The 22,461-nt window shown below is 70.9% G+C and carries 17 protein-coding genes; all 17 read right to left on the reverse strand.

Features of this window, described 5'->3' with window-relative positions:
- Window position 1 precedes the first annotated feature (1 nt).
- On the reverse strand, window positions 2-3,535 hold the full coding sequence (gene dnaE / locus QPJ90_RS15805) for a DNA polymerase III subunit alpha (protein ID WP_290132095.1): 3,534 nt from the start codon (window positions 3,533-3,535) through the stop codon (window positions 2-4).
- A 510-nt stretch (window positions 3,536-4,045) separates the two neighbouring features.
- Window positions 4,046-4,969 carry an RluA family pseudouridine synthase gene (locus QPJ90_RS15810; protein WP_290132096.1) on the reverse strand — a complete coding sequence of 308 codons (924 nt, stop codon included), beginning with the start codon at window positions 4,967-4,969 and terminating at the stop codon, window positions 4,046-4,048.
- Between the two features lie 10 nt (window positions 4,970-4,979).
- A complete protein-coding gene (lspA, locus tag QPJ90_RS15815; protein ID WP_290132097.1) occupies window positions 4,980-5,633 on the reverse strand; it encodes a signal peptidase II in 654 nt (217 codons plus the stop codon).
- Window positions 5,634-5,635: 2 nt separating this feature from the next.
- The gene (locus tag QPJ90_RS15820) at window positions 5,636-6,325 is read right to left on the reverse strand and encodes a DivIVA domain-containing protein (protein WP_290132098.1); all 690 of its coding nucleotides are present in this window, start codon (window positions 6,323-6,325) and stop codon (window positions 5,636-5,638) included.
- 179 nt (window positions 6,326-6,504) lie between these two features.
- Window positions 6,505-6,804 (reverse strand): YggT family protein, encoded by a 300-nt coding sequence (locus QPJ90_RS15825; RefSeq protein ID WP_290132099.1) that lies wholly within the window; start codon window positions 6,802-6,804, stop codon window positions 6,505-6,507.
- Between the two features lie 117 nt (window positions 6,805-6,921).
- Window positions 6,922-7,476 (reverse strand): cell division protein SepF, encoded by a 555-nt coding sequence (sepF, locus tag QPJ90_RS15830; RefSeq protein ID WP_290132100.1) that lies wholly within the window; start codon window positions 7,474-7,476, stop codon window positions 6,922-6,924.
- Window positions 7,477-7,519: 43 nt separating this feature from the next.
- Window positions 7,520-8,197, reverse strand: a complete 678-nt coding sequence (locus tag QPJ90_RS15835; RefSeq protein ID WP_290134256.1) for a YggS family pyridoxal phosphate-dependent enzyme — start codon at window positions 8,195-8,197, stop codon at window positions 7,520-7,522.
- Between the two features lie 115 nt (window positions 8,198-8,312).
- Window positions 8,313-9,479, reverse strand: coding sequence for a cell division protein FtsZ (ftsZ, locus tag QPJ90_RS15840; RefSeq protein ID WP_290132101.1), 1,167 nt, complete (start codon window positions 9,477-9,479; stop codon window positions 8,313-8,315).
- Between the two features lie 170 nt (window positions 9,480-9,649).
- A complete protein-coding gene (locus QPJ90_RS15845) occupies window positions 9,650-10,870 on the reverse strand; it encodes an FtsQ-type POTRA domain-containing protein (RefSeq protein WP_290132102.1) in 1,221 nt (406 codons plus the stop codon).
- Window positions 10,867-12,285 (reverse strand): UDP-N-acetylmuramate--L-alanine ligase, encoded by a 1,419-nt coding sequence (gene murC / locus QPJ90_RS15850; protein WP_290132103.1) that lies wholly within the window; start codon window positions 12,283-12,285, stop codon window positions 10,867-10,869. The genes QPJ90_RS15845 and murC overlap by 4 nt, the downstream gene beginning before the upstream one ends.
- Window positions 12,282-13,517 (reverse strand): UDP-N-acetylglucosamine--N-acetylmuramyl-(pentapeptide) pyrophosphoryl-undecaprenol N-acetylglucosamine transferase, encoded by a 1,236-nt coding sequence (locus QPJ90_RS15855; RefSeq protein WP_290132104.1) that lies wholly within the window; start codon window positions 13,515-13,517, stop codon window positions 12,282-12,284. Before QPJ90_RS15855 ends, murC begins: the two co-directional genes overlap by 4 nt.
- The gene (gene ftsW / locus QPJ90_RS15860; RefSeq protein ID WP_290132105.1) at window positions 13,514-14,905 is read right to left on the reverse strand and encodes a putative lipid II flippase FtsW; all 1,392 of its coding nucleotides are present in this window, start codon (window positions 14,903-14,905) and stop codon (window positions 13,514-13,516) included. The genes QPJ90_RS15855 and ftsW overlap by 4 nt, the downstream gene beginning before the upstream one ends.
- A complete protein-coding gene (gene murD, locus QPJ90_RS15865; RefSeq protein WP_290132106.1) occupies window positions 14,877-16,415 on the reverse strand; it encodes a UDP-N-acetylmuramoyl-L-alanine--D-glutamate ligase in 1,539 nt (512 codons plus the stop codon). The genes ftsW and murD overlap by 29 nt, the downstream gene beginning before the upstream one ends.
- Window positions 16,405-17,508: a phospho-N-acetylmuramoyl-pentapeptide-transferase gene (gene mraY / locus QPJ90_RS15870; RefSeq protein ID WP_290132107.1), complete on the reverse strand. Its 1,104-nt coding sequence runs from the start codon at window positions 17,506-17,508 to the stop codon at window positions 16,405-16,407. The genes murD and mraY overlap by 11 nt, the downstream gene beginning before the upstream one ends.
- A complete protein-coding gene (murF, locus tag QPJ90_RS15875; protein ID WP_290132108.1) occupies window positions 17,505-19,034 on the reverse strand; it encodes a UDP-N-acetylmuramoyl-tripeptide--D-alanyl-D-alanine ligase in 1,530 nt (509 codons plus the stop codon). The genes mraY and murF overlap by 4 nt, the downstream gene beginning before the upstream one ends.
- A complete protein-coding gene (locus QPJ90_RS15880) occupies window positions 19,031-20,668 on the reverse strand; it encodes a UDP-N-acetylmuramoyl-L-alanyl-D-glutamate--2,6-diaminopimelate ligase (RefSeq protein ID WP_290132109.1) in 1,638 nt (545 codons plus the stop codon). Before QPJ90_RS15880 ends, murF begins: the two co-directional genes overlap by 4 nt.
- 14 nt (window positions 20,669-20,682) lie before the next feature.
- Entirely contained in the window at window positions 20,683-22,452 is a 1,770-nt protein-coding gene (locus QPJ90_RS15885; protein WP_290132110.1) for a penicillin-binding protein 2, read from the reverse strand.
- Window positions 22,453-22,461: the final 9 nt, after the last annotated feature.

Below are 22,461 nucleotides of genomic sequence, written 5' to 3' on the forward strand. Positions count from 1 at the left end.
GTCACACCAGGCAGCGCGGTCCGAGCAGGCTCTTCAGCTCGCCGAAGAGGTCCGGCGTCAGGTTGACCGGGAACGGCAACTCGAACGTCCGAGCGACGTCGTCCTTGAGGAGCTTCAGCCGCACCTCCGTCGCACCGCTGTGCCGTCCGAGCACCGCCGCGAGCTCGGTGACGATCTCGGTCGTCGCCTGACGCTCGGGCAGGCTGAGGGTCAGCGGGCCGGAACCCATGACGTCCCCCACGTTCGGCTGGAACATGCTCACCGCGTGCAGGGCCTTGCCGTCGTCGCGGACGTTCACCCGCCCACGGAGCACGACGATGGAGTCCGCCACGAGGGACGGGCCGAACTCCTGGTAGGTCTTGCCGAGGAACATGACGCCGATCTCGCCGCCGAAGTCCTCGATCTGCACGATGCCGTACGGGTTGCCCGACGACTTCGCCACACGGTGCTGCACGCTCGTCAGGAGGCCCGCGACCGTGACGGTCTCGCCCTCGACCGAGTCGTCGGCCGCGATGAGGTCGGCGATGGTGATCGACTGGTGCTTCGCGAGCTCGATCTCGAGGCCGGCCAGCGGGTGGTCGGACACGTAGAGGCCGAGCATGTCCCGCTCGAACGCGAGCTTGTCGCGCTTCGACCACTCCGGTCGGTCGGGCACCTGCGACACCGGCGCGGCGGACGGCTGCTCCTCGGCGACCTCGGCGAACAGCGAGTCGAAGTCGAACCCGACGTTGCCGTTCGCCTCGTCGCGCTTGACCTTCACCGCGGACTCGACGGATCCCTCGTGGATCTCGACCAGGGAGCGCCGGGTGTTGCCGAACTCGTCGAACGCACCGGCCTTGATGAGGGACTCGACCGTGCGCTTGTTCGCCGAGGAGATCGGGATCTTGCGGAGGAAGTCGTGGAACGACTCGAACGCGCCCTTCTCGGTGCGGGCCTTCACGATGTCGTCGACCACGTTGAAGCCGACGTTGCGGATGGCGCCCATGCCGAAGCGGATGTCGTCACCGACGGCCGCGAAGAAGCCGATCGACTCGTTGACGTCCGGCGGCATGACCTTGATGCCCATGCGCCGGCACTCGTTGAGGTACAGCGCGAGCTTGTCGCGGGCGTCCCCGACGCTCGTGAGGAGCGCCGCCATGTACTCGGCCGGGTAGTGCGCCTTGAGGTATGCCGTCCAGAACGAGACCACGCCGTAGGCCGCCGAGTGCGCTTTGTTGAACGCGTAGTCGGAGAACGGCAGCAGGATGTCCCACAGCGTCTTGATCGCCGCGTCGGAGTACCCGTTGTCCTTCATGCCCTGCTCGAAGCCGGCGAACTGCTTGTCCAGCTCGGACTTCTTCTTCTTGCCCATCGCACGGCGGAGGATGTCCGCCTGTCCGAGCGAGAAGCCGGCGACCTTCTGCGCGATCGCCATGACCTGCTCCTGGTAGATGATCAGACCGTAGGTCTGGTCCAGGATGTCGGCCAGGGGCTCGGCGAGCTCGGGGTGGATCGGCGTGATCGCCTGCTCGCCGTTCTTGCGGAGCGCGTAGTTCGTGTGCGAGTTCGCACCCATCGGCCCCGGACGGTACAGGGCGATGAGCGCGGAGATGTCCTCGAAGTTGTCCGGCTTCATCAGTCGGAGCAGGCCACGCATCGGGCCGCCGTCGAGCTGGAACACGCCGAGGGTGTCGCCGCGCTGCAGGAGCTTGTAGGCGTCGTCGTCCTCGAGGCCCATGGTCTCGAGGTCGAGCTCGATCCCCCGGTTCGTCCGGATGTTGTCGAGCGCGTCACTGATGATCGTGAGGTTGCGGAGCCCCAGGAAGTCCATCTTGATCAGGCCGAGCGACTCCGCTGCCGGGTAGTCGAACTGCGTGACGATCTGGCCGTCCTGCTCCCGCTTCATGATCGGGATGATGTCGATCAGCGGGTCGCTCGACATGATGACGCCGGCCGCGTGCACGCCCCACTGGCGCTTCAGCCCCTCGAGCCCGAGCGCGGTGTCGAAGACGGTCTTCGCCTCGGGGTCGGTCTCGACCACGGTGCGGACGTCCACGGCTTCCTTGTAGCGCGGGTGGTCCTTGTCGAAGATCCCGGTGAGCGGGATGTCCTTGCCCATGACGGGCGGCGGCATCGCCTTCGTGAGCTTCTCGCCCATGCCGAACGGGAAGCCGAGGACGCGCGAGGAGTCCTTCAGCGCCTGCTTCGCCTTGATCGTGCCGTACGTCACGATCTGCGCGACGCGCTCCGAGCCGTACTTCTCGGTGACGTACTTGATCGCCTCACCGCGGCGCCGGTCGTCGAAGTCGACGTCGAAGTCGGGCATCGAGACGCGGTCGGGGTTGAGGAACCGCTCGAAGATCAGGCCGTGCCGGATCGGGTCGAGGTCGGTGATGCGCATCGCGTACGCCACCATCGAGCCGGCGCCGGAACCGCGGCCGGGGCCGACACGAATGCCGTTGTTCTTCGACCAGTTGATGAAGTCGGCGACCACGAGGAAGTACCCCGGGAAGCCCATCTGGTTGATGATGCCGACCTCGTAGTCGGCGCGCTCCTGCACCTCGGGCGTGATGCCGTTCGGGTAGCGGTACTCGAGGCCCGCGCGGACCTCCTTCTCGAACCAGGAGTGCTCGGTCTCCCCCTCGGGCACCGGGAACTTCGGCATGTAGTTCGCGGCGGTGTCGAACTCGACGTTGCACCGCTCGGCGATGAGCAGCGTGTTGTCGCAGGCCTCGGGAGTGTCGCGGAAGAGGTGCCGCATCTGCTGCGGGGTCTTCAGGTAGAACTCGTCGGCGTCGAACTTGAACCGGTTGGGGTCGTTCAGCGTCGCGCCGGACTGCACGCAGAGGAGCGCCGCGTGCGACTTCGCGTCGTGGGCGTGCGTGTAGTGGAGGTCGTTCGTGCCGACCAGCGGGATACCGAGGTCCTTCGCGAGGCGGATCAGGTCGCTCATGATCCGCCGCTCGATCTCGAGCCCGTGGTCCATGACCTCGGCGAAGTAGTTCTCCTTGCCGAAGATGTCGCGGTAGTCCGCCGCTGCCTTGACGGCCTCGTCGTACTGTCCGAGGCGCAGGCGCGTCTGGATCTCCCCCGAGGGGCAGCCCGTCGTCGCGATGATGCCCTCGTGGTACTCCTGCAGGAGCTCGATGTCCATGCGGGGCTTGAAGTAGTACCCCTCGAGCGAGGCCTTCGACGACAGACGGAACAGGTTGTGCATGCCCGTCGTGTTCTCGGCGAACATCGTCATGTGCGTGTACGAACCCGCACCGGACACGTCGTCCCCACCACCGTCGCCCCAGCGCACGCGGGTCTTGTCGGAGCGGTGCGTGCGGGGCGTGATGTACGCCTCGGTCCCGATGATCGGCTTCACGCCGCCGGCCTTGGCGGCCTTCCAGAACTCGAACGCGCCGAACATGTTGCCGTGGTCGGTGACGGCGACGGCGGGCATGCCCTGCGCGGCCGTCTCGGCCACGAGGTCGCCGAGACGCGCGGCACCGTCGAGCATCGAGTACTCGCTGTGCACGTGCAGGTGGACGAAGGAGTCGGAATCCGACACGGAACCTCCGGTTCGCGGGAGCTGCTGCGGTGTGGGAACAGCCTAACCGCGACCACCCACATCCACGGCGCGTCGGCGTGGCGGTGCGTGCGTGCACGGCGACACGCGCGGGCACGCATCGCCGAGGTCGCACGACACGCCGCGTGCGTGCCGCCGAGGTCGCGCAGAGTGTCGCCTCGGACAGTCGAGAGCGACACATTCTGCGACCCCGGCGAACGTGGTCGGGCGCGTCGGCCGCCAGCCGGCGCGTCGCCCTCCAGCCGGGCGCGGCGCAGGCCGGCAGGGCGCCCCGTTGACGGACGGGAGGCGCGTGGCTGCCGGGCACCGCGCCTCCAGGCCGTGGTCGCGCCGCGCCGCGCGGGCGCGACGCCGAGCGGTCCCGCCCCGGCGCCCACCGAGGTCCCACGACTCGCCGCCCCCGTGTCGCCGAGGTTCCACGGATCGGCCGTACGCGGCGCGAGGTGCCGCGATCCCGGAACCTCGGCACGACGCCGAGCGCCCCCGGCGCCCCTACGCCGCGCGGATGCGGTCGAGCGCCTGCTGCAGGTCGTCCGGGTACGAGGCCTCGAACTCCACCCACGACCCGGTGCGCGGGTGCTCGAACCCGAGCCGCACGGCGTCGAGCCACTGCCGGGTCAGCCCGAGCTCCTCGGCGAGCACCGGGTCGGCTCCGTACATCGTGTCGCCCACGAGCGGGTGCCGCGTCGCCGCCATGTGCACGCGGATCTGGTGCGTCCGCCCGGTCTCGAGGTGCACCTCGAGCAGGGTCGCCGACCGGAAGGCCTCGAGGGTCTCGTAGTGCGTGACGCTCGGCTTGCCGTCCGCCGTCACCGCGAACTTCCAGTCGCTCGACGGGTGCCGGCCGATCGGGGCGTCGATCGTGCCGGAGGTCGGGTCCGGGTGGCCCTGCGCGAGCGCGTGGTAGACCTTGTCGACCGTGCGCTCCTTGAACGCCCGCTTCAGGTGCGTGTAGGCGAGCTCGGTCTTGGCGACGACCATCAGCCCCGACGTGCCGACGTCGAGCCGGTGCACGATGCCCGCCCGCTCGGCGGCCCCGGAGGTCGCGATCGTGAAGCCCGCGGCGGCGAGGCCCCCGGGGACGGTCGGGCCGTCCCACCCGGGTGACGGGTGCGCTGCGACGCCGATGGGCTTGTCGACGACGACGATGTCCTCGTCGTCGTGCACGACCGTCATGCCCGGCACCTCGACCGGGACGATCCGCGGGGCTTCCTTCGGCGTCCACTCGACCTGCAGCCACGAGTCGGCGTGCAGCCGGTCGGACTTGTCCACGGTGACGCCGTCGACGGTCACGCCGCCGGCGGCGACGACCTCGGCCGCGAACGACCGGCTGAACCCGAGCAGCTTCGCGATGGCGGCGTCGACACGCTCACCGGCGAGACCGTCGGGGACGGGGAGCGAACGGGACTCGGTCACGTGCGGGACCTCACGTCGCGTCGTGGCCGAGCGGGTCGCGGCCGTCGCGCGGCGCACGCGGGTCCTCGACGAGCGGCCGGGAGGCAGTGCTCGCCTCCGCCTCGCTGGTCGCGACCGCGGCGTCCTGCTCGCGACGCTGCTTCTCGCTGACCGCGCGCGTGCCGTCGAGGTTCACCCCGAGGATGACGAGCAGCACGAAGATGACCATGCTCACGCAGATGAACGAGTCAGCGATGTTGTAGATCGCGGGCATCATCCACGGCGTCGAGATGAAGTCCACCACGTGCCCGCGGCCGAAGCCGGGCTCACGGAAGAGCCGGTCGAGCAGGTTCCCGAGCGCGCCACCGAGCAGCATGCCGAGAACGATCGCCCACCACATCGACCGGATCCGTCGGGCGAACACGATGATCGCGACGACGACGGCCGCCGAGACGATCGAGAACACCCACGTCATGTTCACCGCGAAGGAGAACGCGGCCCCGGGGTTCCGGACGTAGAAGAACTGCAGGGCGTTGCCGAGCACCGCCACGGGCCGGCCGTACGGCAGGTTCGCGACGACGATCGCCTTGACGACCTGGTCGAGTGCCACCACGACGACAGCGGCGAAGGCCAGTGCCGCGATCGCGCGGACACTGACCTTCGCTCGTGGTGCTGGTCGTGACAACGTCAGTTGCCGACGCCCGAGGCAGAGGCCGGGGCGAACCCGGACTGCTCGGTGCCGCCAGAGGTGTCGAGCTCGTTGAGCTGCCCCTGGATGTAGCTCTTCAGCTGAGCGCGGTAGTCGCGCTCGAACGTGCGGAGCTCGTCGATCTTGCCCTCGAGCTGGCGCTGCTCCTGCTCGAGCACCGCCACACGCTGACGGTTGGTGTTCTCGGTGTCGGCGATGATCTGGCGCTGCTTGGCCTCGGCGTCGGAGACGAGGCGAGCGGCCTGCGCGGTGCCCTCGGCGATGAGCGCGTCACGCTTCTCGATGCCCTCGCGGACGTGCTCTTCGTGCAGACGACGAGCGAGCGTGAGGAGGTTCGTGGTGCCCTCGGTGTCCTCGTCCGGGGAGACCGTGGCAGCGGCGGGTGCGGCAGCGGCGACCGGCGCGGGCTCCGGAGCGGCGGCGACGGGGGCCGGCTCGGGCTCGGGGGTCGGGGCGGGCTGCTCCGCGGCCTGCTCGGTCGCGGCCGGCTTCGGCGCCGACTCGGCGGCCTGCAGGCGCTGACGGAGCTCGTCGTTCTCCGCGGTCAGGCGGCGGAGCTCGACCACGACCTCGTCGAGGAAGTCATCGACCTCGTCCTGGTCGTAGCCCTCGCGGAACTTCGTCGGCTGGAACCGCTTGTTGACTACGTCTTCCGGCGTCAAAGCCATTGCCGTCACCTCAATAGAACTGCTGAACGTGTGGAACCACTACCGGTGCGACCGAATCTACCAGTCGTACCGTGTGGTGCGGATGCCGCGCCGGGGCGAGCATCGATCCCGACCACCGTACACCGACGGGGGTGGGGAGTCGTCACCGCGCCTGGCGTGGCGCGTGTCGGGGCTGTCGATCAGGCCGAGGCCGTGATGAGCAGTCCGACGATGAACCGGACGATGATCGCGACGAGCAGCACGATCGTCCAGCCGAAGTCGAGCGCCACGGGCCCCATCCGCATGGGCGGGAGGAGCCGGCGCACGAACCGGATGGGCGGGTCGGTGATCGTGTAGACCACGTCCGCCACGACGAGCATCCCGCCCCGCGGACGCCACTGCCGGTTGAAGGTCTGCACGAGGTCCAGGGCGAACCGACCCCAGAGCACGATGATGTAGAGCAGGAGTGCGTAGTACAAGACCAGGAGGATCGCGGTCACGGTGGGGCTCGCTCGTCTCGGGTGACCGTCAGCCGCGCTGGCTGCTCACGGACTGTCGGTCACGGGCGGGTGGGCCGGCCGGTACGGCGCAGGCGGTGAGCGCGCGCCGGGTCCGGCTCAGGACTGGGCGAAGAAGTTCGCCTCGATGTCGGACTCTACCTCAGGCGCCTCACCGCTCACTGCGACGTGGGCCGGGGAGAGCAGGAAGACCTTGTTGGTGACGCGCTCGATCTTGCCGTACAGGCCGAGCGACAGCCCCGAGGCGAAGTCGATCATGCGCCGCGCGTCCGCCTCGGTCATCTGCGTGAGGTTGATGATCACGGGGATGCCGTCGCGGAAGCTCTCGGCGATGGACTGCGCGTCCTTGTACTCACGGGGGTGGACGGTGAGGATCTCGTTCATTTCCTGGACCGGGGTCGCCTTCTGTGCGGTCGTGTGCGAGCGGCGGAGCGGGGTGACCTGGGCACCGCGCTGCGGGGTGTGCGCCTTGGGCTCGGGGGCCGGGGTCGGTGCGGGTGCAGCCGCCGCCGGGGCTTCCTGAGCAGCCGGAGCGGGAGTCGCCGCCGGGGCGGCCTGGGCACGCGCCGGGGCGGCCTGCGGCTCGTCCTCGTACTCGAGTTCCTCGTCGGCGAGGCCGAGGTAGACCATCGTCTTCTTCAGCGGACCAGCCATGGTTCCTCCCGGGTTCGTGCTCGTGGTTGCCCTGCTGTCGAGGCTACGGTGCGTCCGGGCGTTTCCCCGTGATTGCGGTCCCGATCCGGAGGTGTGTCGCGCCCTCGGCGATCGCTTCCGCGTAGTCGCCGCTCATGCCGGCGCTGATGTCCGTCGCACCGGGCGCGAGGGAGACCACGCGCTCCGAGATCCCGCGCAGCCGGGCGAACGCCGCCCGGGGCTCCTCGTCGAGCGGCGCGACCGCCATCACGCCCCGCAGCCGGATCGTCCCGGTGCCGAGCACGCGGTCGACCATGGCCTCGACGGCATCGGGACGGACGCCTCCGCGCTCGGGGTCGTCCGTGAGGTTGACCTGCACGAAACCGTCGATCACGGGCGGCTCCGGCTCGGCGTCCGTCGGGGCAAAGGCGTCCACCACCGAATCCCGGTCCAGCGACTGCACGACGTGCGCGTACCGACGCACCTGCCGCGCCTTCTTCGACTGCAGCTGCCCGACGAAGTGCCACGTGAGCGGCAGGTCGGCGAGCTCGGCGGCCTTCGCCTGCGCCTCCTGGTGGCGGTTCTCCCCCACGTCGGTGACGCCGAGCGCGGCGAGCTCGCGGACGAGCGACGCCGGGTGGTACTTCGTCACGACGATGAGCGTCAGCTCGTCGGGGCTGCGCCCCGCGACCCGCGCCGCGTCGGCGATGCCGCTCCTGACGGACGCGAGACGCGCCTCCAGTCCGTCGTCTGGAGACGAGTCGGACTGGGCCCCGACCGCCGGTTCCGGAGCGACGCGCCAGCGGCGGTCCGGCCGTGCCGGTTGGGAGAGGCGCGGATCACCTGCCACGGCAGTGTTACTTCAGGAAGTCGGGGACGTCGAGCTCGTCGTCGTCATCGTCGAAGGCCGGGTCGGCGGCGCGCTGCGCCGGCGCCTCGTGCTCCTGCGACGCCCACGAGGACGACGAGTCCTCGATGGCACCGGTCGCGCCGGCGGCACCGGCCGCGGCGCCGGTGGACCCGCCACCGTCCGCCTCCACCCAGCTCGAGCGACGCTCCTTCTGCTGCGCGGTCGGCTCGCCACCGTCGAAGCCGGCGGCGATGACGGTCACGCGGACCTCGTCGCCGAGGGTGTCGTCGATGACCGCACCGAAGATGATGTTCGCCTCGGGGTGGACGGCCTCCTGCACCAGGCGGGCGGCGTCGTTGATCTCGAAGATGCCGAGGTTCGATCCGCCCTGGATCGACAGGAGCACGCCGTGCGCGCCGTCGATCGAGGCTTCGAGCAGCGGGCTGGCGACCGCGAGCTCGGCGGCCTTGATCGCCCGGTCGGCCCCGCGCGAGGAGCCGATGCCCATGAGCGCCGAGCCCGCACCCTGCATGACCGACTTGACGTCGGCGAAGTCGAGGTTGATGAGGCCGGGGGTCGTGATGAGGTCGGTGATGCCCTGGACGCCGGCGAGGAGGACCTGGTCGGCGGTCGCGAAGGCCTCGACCATCGAGATGCCGCGGTCGGAGATCTCGAGGAGGCGGTCGTTCGGGACGACGATCAGCGTGTCGACCTCGTCCTTGAGCGACGCGACGCCGTTCTCGGCCTGGGACTGCCGACGCTTGCCCTCGAAGCTGAACGGCTTCGTGACGACGCCGATGGTCAGCGCGCCGATCGACTTCGCGATGCGGGCCACCACGGGAGCACCACCCGTACCGGTCCCGCCGCCCTCGCCCGCGGTGACGAAGACCATGTCGGCACCCGCGAGGGCTTCCTCGATCTCCTCGGCGTGGTCCTCGGCGGCGCGACGGCCGACCTCGGGGTCCGCGCCGGCGCCGAGGCCGCGGGTGATCTCGCGACCGACGTCGAGCTTGACGTCGGCGTCGCTGAGCAGCAGGGCCTGCGCGTCGGTGTTGATCGCGATGAACTCCACGCCGCGGAGGCCGAGCTCGATCATGCGGTTCACGGCGTTGACGCCGCCGCCGCCGACACCGACGACCTTGATGACGGCGAGGTAGTTGTGGTTCGTGGTCACGTCAGTCCGGCCTCCGGTTGAACCCTCAACCTCTACTTGAAAGTCAGGGTTTTTGCTGCTAGGTGTGGTGCTTGCGTCGACGCTACGGGTGCCCTCCCGACGAGGCACAGCCGCCACGCCGCGTGTCGCCCGATTCCGCCCGACTCCGGTGCCCGGGACGGCTCCGACGCCTACTTCGCCGAGCGGATGACGCCGTTGTCGGGCGCGCTGACGTCGTACTCGACGACCGACCCCGGGTCACGGGTCTCGTGGTCCCGCACGAGCGCGGCCAGGAGCCGGGCCTTCGCGTCCGACGCGTCGGGGCTCCCCCAGACGACCTTCGAGCCGTCCTTGAGCGTCAGGGTGACGTCGTCCGCGGTGGAGGCCTTGACGGCCTTCGTCTGCGAGCGCACCGACGACGGGAGCGCCAGGACCACCTCGGACATGGTGCGGAACACCGGGGAACCGAGCTTCGCGCTGCCGATGTCGGCGAGGGGCATCGACGCCGGGCGGTCCTTCGCCGACTGCACGACGATGCCGGCCGGGTCGACGAGATCGAAGGTGCGGCCGGACTGCACGGCGACCACGGGCGTGCGCTCGGTGACGGTCACGACGAGGGTGTGCGGCGGCGCCTCCTCGGTGACGTAGCTCTCGACGAGCGGGAACTGCGCGATGTCGCGCTTGACCTCGTCGAAGTCGAGTCGGGCGAGCGGCGTGCCGATCTGACCGGACAGCGCCCGTCGGAGCGCGACGTCGTCCACCCGGTTCGTGCCCTTGACCTCGATCGTCTGCAGGGCCATGAGCGGCGAGTACACCGCGACGAGGATCGAAGCGCCGAGCACCACGACGATCCCGGCCGCCGTGATCCACGCGGCACGGCGGTGGCGGCTGCGCCGGGTGAAGCGGCGGACCTCGGCGCGTTCGAGGAGACGGCGGCGGCGCCTGGCGATGCGGGCCTCTCGAGCGGTCTCGGCGGCGCGGACCTTCGTCCCGATCGGGGTCTCCAGGACGTCGGTGACCCGGCCATCGTCGTGGACGGAGCCGCCGGACGTCGCATCGTCCGGACGGGGGCGCGGTCCGCCGCGGTCGTCGGAGGGGTGGTCCTCGTCCGGTGCGTACTCGCGGAGTCGCCCGGCGACGGACGACAGCCCGGCGCCCAGGCGGCGGCCGGCGGCACCGGCGAGGGCGGAGGCGCGGTCACGCGAGGACGGCGCTGCCTCGTCCTCCGGCCCGGCCGCCTCGGGTCCCGCAGCCGGCGGGGCGGGGTCGACCCGTGCCTCCAGGCCGTCCTCGGGTGTCGGCGCGACCGGTCGACGCGGGAGCCGGGGGGCACGACGCTGCCGGGGCGCCGGGGCGCCCTCGTCCGGAGCGGTCGGCTCCGGACGCTCGTCGAACCCCTCGGGACGCTTCACCGGGACTGCGCTCCGTCGTGCAGCGCCGTGAGCACCTGCGGGATGATCCGGTACACGTCACCGCAGCTGAGCGTCATGATGATGTCGCCGTCCTGCGCGACCGCGGCCGCGCGGGCCGAGGCCTCGTCCCAGTCGGGCAGGAAGTCGACGCGGGACTGGTCCGCGAAGCGCTCCTGCACGAGCGCGCCCGTGACGCCGGGCTCGGGGTCCTCGCGCGCACCGTAGACGTCGAGCACGACGGTGTGGTCCGCGAGCTCCTCGTAGACCTTCGCGAAGTCGCCGGCCATGAGCCGTGTGCGCGAGTACAGGTGCGGCTGGTGGATCGCGATGATCCGGCCGTCCCCGACGACGTTGCGCGCTGCCCGGAGCGCCGCCGCCACCTCGGTCGGGTGGTGCGCGTAGTCGTCGTACACCGACACCCCGCGCTCGACGCCGTGGAGCTCGAAGCGTCGCTGGGTGCCGCCGAAGGCCTCGATCCCACGGATCGCGTCGGCGGGCGCGACGCCGAGGCCGGTGAGGACCGCGAAGGCCCCGACCGCGTTCACGGCGTTGTGCCGCCCGGGCACCCGCAGGGTCAGGTGGTGCGACTCACCGCCGGCGCGGAAGTCGACCTCGACCCCGGCCGACTCGGTGATGCGCTCGATGCGGACGTCGGCGTCGTCCGCCTCGCCGAACGTGACGATCTCCGGCGCGTCGGGTCGGGCACGGACTCCCGCGGTGACGCGCTTGGCCTCGCCGTCGTCGCTCGAGATGACCAGGCGCTCGGAGGCCTTCGCGGCGAAGTCGACGAACGCCTCGGTGAACGCCTCGACGCTGCCGTAGTGGTCGAGGTGGTCGGCGTCGACGTTCGTGACGAGCGCCACGGCCACGTCGTAGAGCAGGAAGGAGCCGTCGGACTCGTCGGCCTCGACGACGAAGAGGTCGCTCGAACCCGGGGCCGAGCTCGTGCCGAGGGACTGGATGACGCCGCCGTTCACGAAGCTCGGGTCGAGGCCGAGCTCGACGAGGGCGGTGACGATCATGCCCGTCGAGGTGGTCTTGCCGTGGGCACCGGCGACCGCGACGAGGCGCTGCCCGGCGATGAGCGCCGCGAGGGCCTGGGACCGGTGCAGCACCGGGATGCCGCGGCGCTGGGCCTCGAGCAGCTCGGGGTTGTCCGGCCACAACGCGCTCGTGACGACGATCGTGTCCGCCTCGGCGACGTTCGCGGCGTCGTGACCGATGTGCACGTCGGCGCCGAGCTCTCGCATCGTCTGCGTGGTCGCGGTCTCGCGGGCGTCGCTCCCGCTGACGCGGTGGCCGGCGGCGAGGAACATCCGGGCGATGCCGCTCATCCCGGAACCACCGATGCCGACGAAGTGCACGGCACCGAGGTCGTCCGGGATCGGCTGGGTCAGGTCCGGCTTGATGGTCATGGTTCCTCCGTGGTGCTGCCGGTGGTCGGCCGGCCGTCGGCGTCGCGTGCTGTGTCGCCGGTCTCGGCGCGCGGTGCGTTCCGTGCTGCGTCGCCGGACGTGTCGCTCTGTCCGGCGCGGGTTGCGTCGCCGGTCGTCTCGCTCTGCCCGGCGCGGGTTGCGCTCCGTGCGGCGTCGAGCACGAGGTCGGTCATCCGGTCGGCGCCGTCGCGGTGTCCGACGCTGCCCGCGCGGACCGCCATGCTCGCGACGCGGGCGCGGTCCTGCAGGAGCGTCAGGAGCTGGAACGTCACCCAGTCCTGGTCGAATTCCCCGTCGGCCACGAGGACCGCTCCCCCGGCGTCGACGACGTCCTTCGCGTTGTGCCGCTGTTCGCCGTTGCCGACCGGGTACGGCACGAGGACGCTCGGCAGCCCGACGGCGGTGAGCTCGCAGACCATGCCGGCGCCGGACCGCGAGACCACGAAGTCGCTCGCGGCGTACGCGAGGTCCATGCGGTCGCAGTAGGGCAGCACGTGGTAGCCGTCGAGGTCGCTCGGCCCGATGTCCGACTTCGCACCGACGACGTGCAGCACCTGCCACCCGGCGCCGACGATCGCGGCTGCGCTGCGGTTCACCGTGCGGTTGATGCTCCGGGCTCCCGAGGACCCACCGGTCACCAGCAGGACGGGGCGGTCGGCGTCGAGGCCGAACTCCGCGAGCCCCTCGGCCCGGCTCGCACGGCGGTCCAGGGACTCGACCTCGCGACGGAGCGGCATGCCGACGACGCGGCCGTGCCGGAGTCGGGTGTTCGAGAACGTGACGCCGACGTGCTCGGTGAGGAACGCGGCGAGGCGGTTCGCGAGGCCGGGCTTGGCGTTCTGCTCGTGCACGACGATCGGCGTGCCGGTGCGACGGGCCGCGATGTAGGCGGGAGCGGCCGCGTAGCCGCCGACCCCGAGGACGACGTCGACGCCGCGGTCGCGGATGATCTGCTCGGTGCGTTGCACCGCGCGCCGGAAGGCGCCGGGGAAGCGCAGCGCTGCGGCGTTCGGCTTCCTCGGGAAGGGCAGGCGCGGGATCGTCAGCAGTTCGTAGCCGCGCATCGGGACGAGCCGGGACTCGAGGCCCTCGGCGGTCCCGAGGACGAGCACCTCGGCGTCGGGGTCGCGCTCGGTCAGCCGGTCGGCGACCGCGAGCAGGGGGTTCACGTGGCCGGCGGTCCCGCCGCCGGCGAAGAGGTAGCGGCTCACCGCTGGGCTCCGTTCGTGCGCGGACTGCGCGGGGTGGTGCCGGCGCGGGCGCCGGTGCTGGCGCCCGAGCCGCGCAGGGCGGTCCGGTGGTCGATGCCCGGGTCGTCGGAGCGCTTGCCGGGCAGGTCCCGCGCGAACGACAGCACCACACCGATGCCGACGAGGGTCATGATGAGCGCCGAGCCACCCGCGGAGATGAGCGGCAACGGCACCCCGAGCACCGGCAGGAGCCCGAGGACCACCGCGATGTTGACGAGCGCCTGCCCGATGATCCACGCGAGGATGCCGCCGGTGACGGTCTTGACGAACGGGTCGCGGCTCTGCCGGATGACCTTGATCATGCTGACCGCGAGGACCACGAAGAGCGCGAGGACGACGACGGCGCCGATGAGCCCGAGTTCCTCGCCGATGATCGCGAAGATGTAGTCGTTGTCGGCCTCGGGCAGCCAGGACCACTTCGCCTTGGAGTTGCCGAGTCCGACACCGAAGACGCCGCCGGACGCCAGCGCCCACATGCCGTGCACGGGCTGCCAGCAGAGGTCCTGGAACTGGTTCGAGTCGGTGCAGCCGGAGAGCCAGGCGTTGATGCGGTACGACCGCGACGCCGACGTCATCGTGATGAACGGCAGCACGACGGCGATCGTGCCGACGACCACGAGCAGGTGCTTCGCCCGCGCGCCACCGACGTAGAGGGCGCCGAGGACGAGGATGAGCATGATCATCGCCGTGCCCTGGTCGCCGCCGAGGAGCACGAGGCCGAGCGGCAGCACGATGGCGATGCCGATCGGGACGAACAGCTCCTTCCAGTTGTCGAGCTTGTCCCGCTTGACGTACATGATCGCGCCGACCGCGAGGGCGAGTCCGAGCTTCACGGCCTCGGAGGGCTGCGCGCTGAACGAGCCGATCGAGATCCAGTTCCGGTTGCCCTGGATCTCCACGCCGAGCGGTGTGTAGACGAGCAGCTGCAGCACGAGCGCCGCGCCCAGGATCCCCATCGCCCACTTCCGCCAGGCGCGGGCGGGCACCCGGCTGGCGATGAGCATGAGCGGCACGCCGAGCACCGCGTAGAGCCCCTGCCGGGACGCTGCGCCGAAGAAGTCGTGCGTGGCGGCGTACTGCTCGACGCTGGAGGACGAGAGCACCATGACGACGCCGAAGACGACGAGGAAGAGCGTGACGCCGAGGATCGTGTAGAACGTGGCCGACTCGGCGACGAACACGTTCTTCACCGCGACGACGGCGCCTGTCGGGCGGCGCCGCGACGATCCCGCGCCGGTCGCGCTCGACGTGCCGGTCGCGCCCGTGCCGCGCGCGCTCGACGTGCCGGTCGCACTCGTGCCGCGCGCGCCCGCTGCGCCGCTAGGGCCGTTCGCCGGAAGGTCCGCCATCGCCGTTTCCTCCCAGGTGCTCGTGGACCGCCGCCGCGAACCGACGCCCCCGGTCGGAGTACGAGTCGAACTGGTCGAACGACGCCGCCGCCGGGGCGAGGAGGACCGTGTCGCCCGGCCTCGCGACCGATGCGGCATGCCGGACCGCCTCGGGCATGACCTGATCAGTGTCCGATGCCTCGACCTGCAGGACCGGGACCGACGGCGCGTGTCGCGCGAATGCCTCGAGCACCGGCGCACGGTCGGTGCCGATGACGACGACGCCGCGGACACCGGGGCCGAACCGCTGCACGAGCCCGTCGACGTCGACGCCCTTGAAGAGCCCCCCGACGATCCACACGACGGTGTCGAACGACGCCAGGGACGCGGTCGCCGCGTGCGGGTTCGTCGCCTTCGAGTCGTCGACCCAGGTGATGCCGTCCGCAGAGGCGACGAGTTCGGTCCGGTGGTGGTCGGCGCGGAAGCCCCGGACGGCCTGCTGGATCGCGGCGGGCTGCACGGTGGCGGCTCGGGCGAGCGCGGCGGCGGCGAGGACGTTCATCGTCATGTGCGGGCTCGCGAGCCCGGCCTCCTCGAGGTCCGCGAGGGTCGCGAGCTCGAGGGCGCTCGACCGGCGGTCCTCCCCGAACGCGCGGTCGCAGAGGACGTCCTCGACGATCCCGACGTCACCGGGTGCGGGGACCCCGGGGGTGAACCCGACGGCGCGGCAGCCCTCCACCACGTCGGCGCCCTCGACCATGGTCCGGGTGACCTCGTCGGTCGTGTTGTAGACGCACGCCATCACGGTGCGCTCGTAGACCTTCGCCTTCGCCGCGCGGTAGGCCTCGGCCGAGCCGTGCCACTCGAGGTGGTCGTCGGCGATGTTCAGGCAGGCGCTCGCGAGCGGCACGACCGCGCCGTCGCCGGCGTCGGCCATGTAGTGCAGCTGGTGGCTCGACAGCTCGACCACGAGGACGTCGAAGCCGTCCGGGTCGCGGACGACGTCGAGCACCGGCACACCGATGTTGCCGCAGGACACGGCACGGAGCCCGGCGGCCTCGAACATCGCGGTGGTCAGCTGGGTGGTGGTGGTCTTGCCGTTCGTGCCGGTGATGGTCACCCACGGGGCGGCGACCGGGCCGCGGACGACCTTGTCGCGCACCCGCCAGGCGAGCTCGATGTCGCCCCACACTGTGCTGTGCTCGACGGCCCACCGGACCGAGGCGTTGTGCGGCGGCAGACCGGGCGAGACCACGACGACGTCGGGCGCCTGCTCGACGAGCGCGTCCGGGACGGCGTCGAGCGGGGTGCGCTCGAACCGTGCCCCGATCACGTCGAGCAGCTCGATCGTGTCCGCGGGGCCGTCCGGTGCGTACACCGTGACCTCGCTGGCGAGCTCGACGAGGGTGTCCGCGACCGAGAAGCCCGTCGACCCGAGGCCGAGCACGGCGACCCGGAGCCCCTTCCAGCCCTCCGCGTACCAGCTGTCGAGACCGCTGAGCCGGTCGGGGGTCGTGGCGTCAGCCGACACGGGTGATCCACTCCAGGTAGAAGAGGCCGACGCCGCCGACGACGCACAGCCCGGCGATGATCCAGAAGCGCACGACGACCGTCACCTCGGCCCAACCCTTGAGCTCGAAGTGGTGGTGCAGCGGACTCATCCGGAAGATGCGCTTGCCGTGCGTGATCTTGAAGTACGCCCGCTGCAGGATGACCGAACCGGTGACGATGAAGAACAGACCGCCGATGAGGACGAGCAGCAGCTCGGTGCGGCTGAGGACCGCGAGGCCGGCGAGGGCACCGCCGAGGCCGAGCGAGCCGGTGTCGCCGAGGAAGATCTGTGCCGGGGACGTGTTGTACCAGAGGAACCCGATCAGCCCGCCGACGACGGCCGCGGCGACCACCGCAAGGTCGAGCGGGTTCGACACCGTGTAGCAGGCGTGGGCGGTGGTCTCGTCGAGGCGCGGGCTGCCGCACTGCTGGTTCGACTGCCAGAACCCGATGATGACGTAGGAGCCGATCGCGAGGATGCTCGACCCGGTCGCGAGCCCGTCGAGGCCGTCCGCGACGTTGACGCCGTTCGACGTCGACACCGTGAGCAGCACGATCCACGCCAGGAACAGGATCGTCCCGATGACCGTCCCGAGCGCCATGAGGTCGAGCCACGGGATGTCCCGGATCGCGGAGATCATCGTCGACGCGGGGGGCTTGCCGTTGCCGGAGGGCACCACGAGGGCGACGGTGGCGAAGATGACGCCGACGATCACCTGGCCGAGCACCTTGGCCCAGCCGCCGAGGCCGAGGCTCCGCTGGCGCCGGACCTTGAGGAAGTCGTCTACGAAGCCGACGAACCCGAGGCCGACCATGAGGAACAGCACGAGCAGGCCGGAGAGCGTCACCGAGTCGCGGCCGACGAGGTGTCCGACGAAGTAGCCGATCACCGAGCCGATGATGAGGACGATGCCGCCCATCGTGGCCGTGCCGCGCTTGGTGTGGTGCGACTGGGGTCCGTCGTCGCGGATGAACTGCCCCCACCCGAGACGGTGGAACAGCTTGATGAAGAGCGGCGTGAGCAGCAGCGTGAACACCAGCGACACGGCGCCGGCGACCAGGAGCGCGATCATTCGGTGACTCCTCCGAGTCGGTCTCCGAGGAAGCGCAGTCCGGCGGAGTTCGAGGACTTGACGAGGACCACGTCGCCGGGGCGGAGCATGGTCTCGAGGGTGCGGACGGCCTCGTCGACGTCCTCGGTGAACACTGACTCGCCGTCCCACGATCCCTCGAGGGTGGCGGCCTGGTGGATCGGCATCGCGCCGCGGCCGACGACCACGAGCTGCCCGATGCCGAGCCGGACCACGAGCCGGCCGAGCCGGTCGTGCTCCTCGGTCGCGAACTCGCCGAGCTCGCTCATCTCGCCGAGCACGGCGACCGCGCGCTCCCCCGGCCGCACGATCTGCGCCAGGGTCCGCAGCGCCGCTGCGGTCGAGTCCGGGGACGCGTTGTACGCGTCGTTGATGACGGTCACGCCCTCCGGGCCTCCCGGGAGGATCTCCATGCGCCAGCGCTCGGCTCGCGTCATCGACGCGAGCGCCTCGGCGCCGGTGGCGAGGGGGACGCCCCACAGGTTCGCCACCGTGAGCGCCGCGCTGGCGTTCATCGCGTGGTGTTCCCCGATGATGGCGAGGCGGACGTCGGCGGTCTCGGCGGGGCGATCCGTGCCTCTCCCCACCGGCACGGCCGTCTCGCCGCTGGCGCGTCGATCCGGAACCGGCGGCGTGGGCCCAGGCTGGTCACCCGTCGGCCCGGTCAGCGTGAACCGCGTGCCGGTCCGGTCCGTCTCGATGCCGCCGATGCGGTAGTCGGCGTCGGCCGACGTGCCGAACCCGACGACGCGAGCGCGCGTCAGGTCGCGCATCGCGGCGACGCGGTCGTCGTCGACGTTGAGGAGCGCCGTGGCGGTCTCCGGGAGGTCGGTGACCATCTCGGACTTGGCCTTCTGGGTGGCCTCGATCCCGCCGAACTCGCCGGCGTGCGCGAGGCCCACCTTGAGGACGACGCCGACGTCGGGCTCCGCGATCGAGACGAGCTTGGCGATGTGGCCCTTGCCGCTCGCGCCCATCTCGACCACGAGGAAGCGGGTGTCGTGCGTGATCCGGAGCATCGAGATCGGTGCGCCGACGTGGTTGTTGAACGAGCCCTTCGGCGCGATCGTCTCGCCCTGCGTCGACAGGATGGTGGCGAGCATGTTCTTCGTGCTCGTCTTCCCGTTCGAGCCCGTGATGCCGACGACGCGCAGCGGCGCGGGACGGCCGTCGGCGTCGACGCGGTCGGCACTGGAGGCGCGCACGCGGGCGACGACCTCGTGGGCGAGGGCGGCCAGGGCGGCGTACCCGTCGGCCACGACGATCTGCGGCGCGGCGGTCTCGACGCGCTCGGGCGTGATGACCAGGGCGGCGCCGGCCTCGGTCGCGGCCGGGACGAAGCGGCGGCCGTCGGTGACCTCGCCGGGGAGGGCGAAGAAGACGCTGCCGGGGGTCACGAGCCGGGAGTCCGTCTCGACGGAGCCGTCGACGACCAGGTCCGCCTGGGCGCCACCGATCAGCTCGCCGTCGACCGCGGCGGCGATCTCGGCGAGGGTCATGGGGATCATCGGGTCTCCTCCACCGGGCCGCTGTTCGGTTCCCAGCCAGCCTCGCGCAGGGCCTGACGGGCCTCGTCGCGAGCCGAGTAGGGCGTGCGGACACCCTGGATGTCGCGGTAGTCCTGGTGGCCGGGGCCGGCCCAGAGGATCGAGTCGCCCTCGCCGAGCAGACCCACGGCCTTCCGGATCGCGGCCTCGGGCGGGCTGACCTCGTAGAGCTCGTGGTCCGGGTACGCCTCGCGTGCGGCGTCGACCAGGGTCTTCCGGATCGACGCGGCGTCCTCGAAGCGCGGGTGGTGGTCGGTGATCACGAGCACGTCACTGCCGGCGGCGGCGACCCGCGCCATGTCCGCACGCTTCGTGGTGTCGCGGTCGCCGTCGGCGCCGAACAGCATGAGGACCCGACCGGGCGTGAACTGGCGGACGGCCGCGAGGGTGTTCTCGAACGCGTCGGGGCTGTGGCCGAAGTCCACGTAGACGCTCGGGCCGTGTTCACCGGAGACGCGCTCGGTGCGTCCGGGGAGGTAGCACTCGATGGCGCTCGTCCGCTCGCCGCGTCCCTCACGCTCGTCCTCGTCGGGGTAGCGGCGGTGGCCGGTCTCGAGCGCCTGCGCGATCGCACCGAGCTCGAACCCGCCCTCGACCAGCATCACGATCGCGAGCGCGGCGTTCGCGGCCATGTGCCAGCCGATGAGCGGCACGCGGGTGGTCAGCTCGCGGCCCTCGGGCCCGGTCAGCCGGAACTCGGTGTACGCCGCGTGCGCCTCGAGGATGTCGACGTGCCACTCGGCCTCGACCTCGGGGTGCACCGTGATGGTCGTCACCGGGATGCGGGAGTCCTGCACCACGCGGTGACCCCAGTCGGTGTCGAGCGAGACGACCCCGCGGCGGGCGTGCTCGGGCTGGAAGAGCGGCAGCTTGGCCTGGTAGTACTCCTCCATGTCGGCGTAGTCGTCGAGGTGGTCGTGCGAGAGGTTCGTGAACCCGGCGACGTCGAACACGATCCCGTCGACACGGTGGCGGCTGAGGGCCTGCGCGCTCACCTCGACGGCCACGGCGCGGACCTCGGCCTCGCGCATGCGGGCGAGGAGCGCGTGCATCTCGCTCGCCTCGGGTGTGGTCAGACGGCTCGTCACGCTGAGGGCGCCGATGTGCCGTTCGGCGGTGGAGCTCAGGCCGGCGACGAGGCCGAGTTGCTTGAGGATGCCCTCGAGGATGTACGAGGTGCTGGTCTTGCCGTTCGTCCCGGTCGTCGCGAAGAGCTGCGGGAGGTCGGTCGCCTCGTCCGGGTGGGTCCGGTAGACCCACGCCGAGACGTCGCCGAGCGCCGCACGGGGGTCGTCGACCACGAGCACGGGCAGGCCGGACGGTTCCGCGAGCGCCATGCCGTCGGCGTCGGTGAGGACCGCGACCGCACCGCGCTCGGCGGCCTCGGTCGCGAACTGGGCGCCGTGGCGGTTCGCGCCGTGCACACCGACGAACAGGTCACCGGGCTGCACCTCGGCAGCGCTCAGGGTGACACCCGTGGTCTCGACGCCGTCGAGCGAGCCGACGACGCGCAGCCCGAAGCCGTTCGCCAGTTCGGCGACCGATCGGGGGGTGGGGTGTTCGGGCCGGAGGACCGGGGGGATCCGTGCGGACAAGTGCTCCTTCTTCCTCACCACGTGGACGGGTACAGCTTCGCCTCGGACGCGGAGGGGGTTACTCGGTACTTCTCGAGCACCTGGGACATGAGGGTTCGGAACGCCGGAGCCGCACCGGACGAGAACTTGCTCGTCTGCGGCTTCGTGAACGTCACCGTGACAACATACTGGGGGTCTTCCGCAGGTGCCATTCCGGCCACGGAGATGATGCGCTGGCCGCCGTAGCCCTTCGAGCCCTCGGCCACCTCGGCGGTACCGGTCTTCGCGGCGACGTTGTAGCCCGAGATCGGCTGCATGCCCACGAGCGTGCCGCCCTTGACGACGCTCTGCAGCATCTTGACCGTCTGCTGGGCCGCGCTGGCCGAGACGACCCGCTCCGGCTGCACGTCGGGCGCGTCGATCGTCTTGCCGTCCGCGGTCTCGCAGCCCTTGACGAAGTGCAGCGGGATCCGGACACCCTGGTTCGCGAGCGTCTGGTAGATGCTCGCCACCTGGAGGGCCGTCGTCGAGATGCCCTGCCCGAACATCGAGTTGATGTTCGTCTGGGAGTCCCAGTCGGGGGTCGAGCCGTACTGCATCCCCGGCTGGCCCGGGTAGTCGATCGCGGACTCGGGCTCGAACAGGCCGAACTTCTTCATGTAGTCGTAGCGCTGCTGCTTCGTCAGGCGCTCACCGAGCTCGGTGATGCCGACGTTCGACGAGTCCTGCAGGATCCCCGTGAGCGTGAGCTGCTCGGTCGGGTGGAACTCGGCGTCGTGGATGGTCCCACCCCACGGGAACGTCCGCGAGTACGGGACGGTGGTGCCGTCGGTCGGGCTCGACTTGCCCTCGTTGATCAGGGCGGCGGCGATGGCGGCCTTGATCGTCGACCCGGGCTCGTAGGTGTCGGTGATCGCCCTGGACCCGTAGGCGCCCTTGTCGGTCGTCGCGTCCACGTCGTTGGGGTCGACCGTCGGCCAGTCGGCCACCGCGAGGACCTCGCCGGTCTTCGCGTTGGTGACCGTGGCGGTCGCGGACTGCGCCTGCAGCTGCTTGCCCGCGGACGCGATCGTCTGGTTCGCCATGTACTGCAGGTCGCTGTCGATCGTCGTCTCGAGCGTCCCGCCGTCCTTGGCCTGCTTCGTCGTCACGGTCGAACCGGGGAGCTGCACGCCGTCCGCGCCGCGCTCGTACGTCTGCGAGCCGTTCACCCCGGCGAGGCACTTGTCGTACGCGTACTCGAGGCCGGCCTGGGCGCCGTCGGTGCCCAGGAAGCCGGTGATGTTGCCGGTGGTGGCGCCGGTCGGGTACACCCTGGCGGCCTGCGGTGCGGCGTAGACCCACGGGATCTGCAGGGCGATGACGGCTTCGTAGTGCTTCACGTCGAGGCCCTTGACCAGGTACGCGAAGTCCGACTTCGGGTCGGCCGCGATGTTCTCGCGCATGGTCTTCAGGTCGCCGCCGGAGGCCTTGACGAGGGCGTCCAGGGCCGTGTCGACACTGACCTCCTTCACCCGCGTGCCACCGAGCTTGCCCGTGAACTTCGAGACCAGGCGGGGCGCCGTCGTGATGTTGTACCGGGTGACGCTGTCGGCGAGTTCGACGCCGTTGCGGTCGACGATCGAGCCGCGGTCCCCGTACACCGTGACCGGGATGCTCCGCTTCGCTTCGGACGCCTTGTCGAGGTCGGCAGCCTGGACCACCTGGATGTCGACGAGCCGGACGACGAACACCGCCACGAGGGCGATCACGGCGATCATCACCACGCTGTAGCGCAGTCGTCGGTTGCGGATCGTCTTGGTCACGCGGCGCGG

It is taken from the genome of Curtobacterium sp. 458 (assembly GCF_030406605.1).
Taxonomy (GTDB): Bacteria; Actinomycetota; Actinomycetes; order Actinomycetales; family Microbacteriaceae; genus Curtobacterium.